4 protein-coding genes are annotated in these 1,961 nt (G+C 39.3%); 2 read left to right on the forward strand and 2 right to left on the reverse strand.

Annotation, left to right across the window (positions count from 1 at the left end):
- Both ACFIO5_RS09710 and ACFIO5_RS09715 read left to right on the forward strand, forming a co-directional pair.
- The coding region (locus ACFIO5_RS09710; RefSeq protein WP_375705290.1) for a tyrosine-type recombinase/integrase at positions 1–390 on the forward strand (390 nt) is incomplete at its 5' end.
- A gap of 207 nt (positions 391–597) precedes the next feature.
- Entirely contained in the window at positions 598–798 is a 201-nt protein-coding gene (locus tag ACFIO5_RS09715; protein WP_015856172.1) for a helix-turn-helix transcriptional regulator, read from the forward strand.
- Between the two features lie 52 nt (positions 799–850).
- Here ACFIO5_RS09715 and ACFIO5_RS09720 read toward each other — a convergent pair whose 3' ends face one another.
- Positions 851–1,210: a hypothetical protein gene (locus tag ACFIO5_RS09720; RefSeq protein WP_375632751.1), complete on the reverse strand. Its 360-nt coding sequence runs from the start codon at positions 1,208–1,210 to the stop codon at positions 851–853.
- Between the two features lie 179 nt (positions 1,211–1,389).
- Entirely contained in the window at positions 1,390–1,788 is a 399-nt protein-coding gene (locus ACFIO5_RS09725) for a hypothetical protein (protein WP_375620636.1), read from the reverse strand.
- Positions 1,789–1,961 lie beyond the last annotated feature (173 nt).

The raw sequence follows: 1,961 nt of genomic DNA on the forward strand, positions 1-1,961 counted from the left end.
ATACCTGCTGAAAATATGAAAGGCAAGCGTGATACAACAAAAGAATTTCGCGTGCCTTTATCAACTGAAGCATTAGACATTTTAAAACAAGCACGATTGCTTTCTCGTAATGATTTCTTTTTTTCTGCTAAAGGTCGCGGTCCCCTCGCTGAGAAGTGTATGGCTCAATATATGAGAGACAATAAACTTGAAGCCTGCCCGCATGGTTTTCGCTCTAGTTTACGCGATTGGCTAGCAGAAACAACCGATGCCCCCTATGAGGTCGCTGAAACTATTCTAAGTCATACAGTAGGAGGACAAGTAGAGCGCTCCTATCGTCGTACTGACTATCTAGAACAGCGCCGTGTCTATATGGATAAATGGGCGGCTTATGTCACGGGTCAAACCTAAAATATGGGGTGAATAACCCCATTATCTGTGGATAACTTTAGCTCTCTTCTCTCTCATTCTCTCTCAATAAGACTCATAAATTATCACATTAGAAATTGTATAATAAAATATTGTTTTCTATGAATAAAATATCTTTCTAAATGAACCAAAATGTGGTTAATAAATGATTATGATTTGTTTTTGTTTTTATAGTGAAAGGATTTTAGAATGACAGAAAATGATATTCTTTTAACTGACCGTGAAAGTGCAAAATTGCTTCATATGAGTGTTTCAACATTCCGCCGTCATGTAACCAATGGCTCTCTCCCAAAACCTTTAAAATTTGGCTTTTTATCCCGTTGGTTACAATCGGATCTTTTGAATGTCATCGAGCAAGCAAAACAGCAACGTTATAACGACGCGGCATAAAAAAAACCTTATCACGTAAGGACGGACAAGGCTTTCTCTGCTGAAGCAAGACTTAAGGTTTGCATTCAAGTTGTTCTGAATGCTTTTTACAATAAGGGCTATTTAAGCGTCTCTCAACACTTCGCTGAGGCATGACAGCACCAGGACGACATATGGGAAGGTTGTCCGATTTATGGTTTTCACACCAATCTTGTATTGTAAAGCTAGGGCGAAAACCTGATTGCGCCATACACATTTCAATACTGGCAAATTGATTCAAATCTAGCGCCACAACCTTATTAAGGTCCGGTACTCCACATTCTAAAAGTATTTTATTTCTCCATAATGCTGGAGAAAGTGAGGGAATTGAGTTAACACATCCAGCTGTATTTAACAGAGCTATACAACTCAACAGTTTTAAGATTTTCTTCATTATTCCCCTCTTTCAATGGATTTATTTACAATAAAAAAGCTCATAAGCCTGTTGATATTTCCTGTCATCGCTGTTTAAACAACGGTGAACAATATTGAAATGGTTGGTTGAGGAAACAATCCCGCCATTCCAAGCAAATGCAAGGATGGCGGATTGTTGATTATCACAAACAGCAAGACTTAAGGCTCGCATTCAGGTTGTTCTGGATGCTTTGTACAAAAAGGGCTGTTTAAGCGCTTCTTGACACTGCGCTGTGGTATGACAGCACCTGGACGACAAATCGGCAAGTTTTTCTCTTTAAAAGTATAACACCAGTTACCTCTCCCTTTATAGTGGAATCCTGCTTGGAGCATGCAGGCATAAGTTGTTGCTTTAGCATTAATGCTCTGCTGTTGGTTTTCTGGAAAAACATCATAAGGGGTTGGCATACCACATTCTAACAATGCTTTTCCTATCTCCGTAAAATCTGCTCCAGACTTCTCCCACATACTTAGATACCCTGGAGGAGGCTTATCGATGTTACATCCAGCTACACTAACCAAAACTATTCCGCTTAATAATTTCAAGATTTGTTTCATTTTTTCCTCCCTGAATATTTTGAATAAATTGGCGTACGATTAGGTAATCCATAAAGCGATGTGCACTCATCACCGGCATGACCATAACAAGCATGAACACTGGGGTAGCCCTTAAATATTTGCCATGCTTCTTTCCAAGGACCACTTCCAGGAGGTATTTGCCCAAAAGTGTA

The sequence above is a fragment of the Bartonella sp. AA86SXKL genome, from assembly GCF_042196885.1.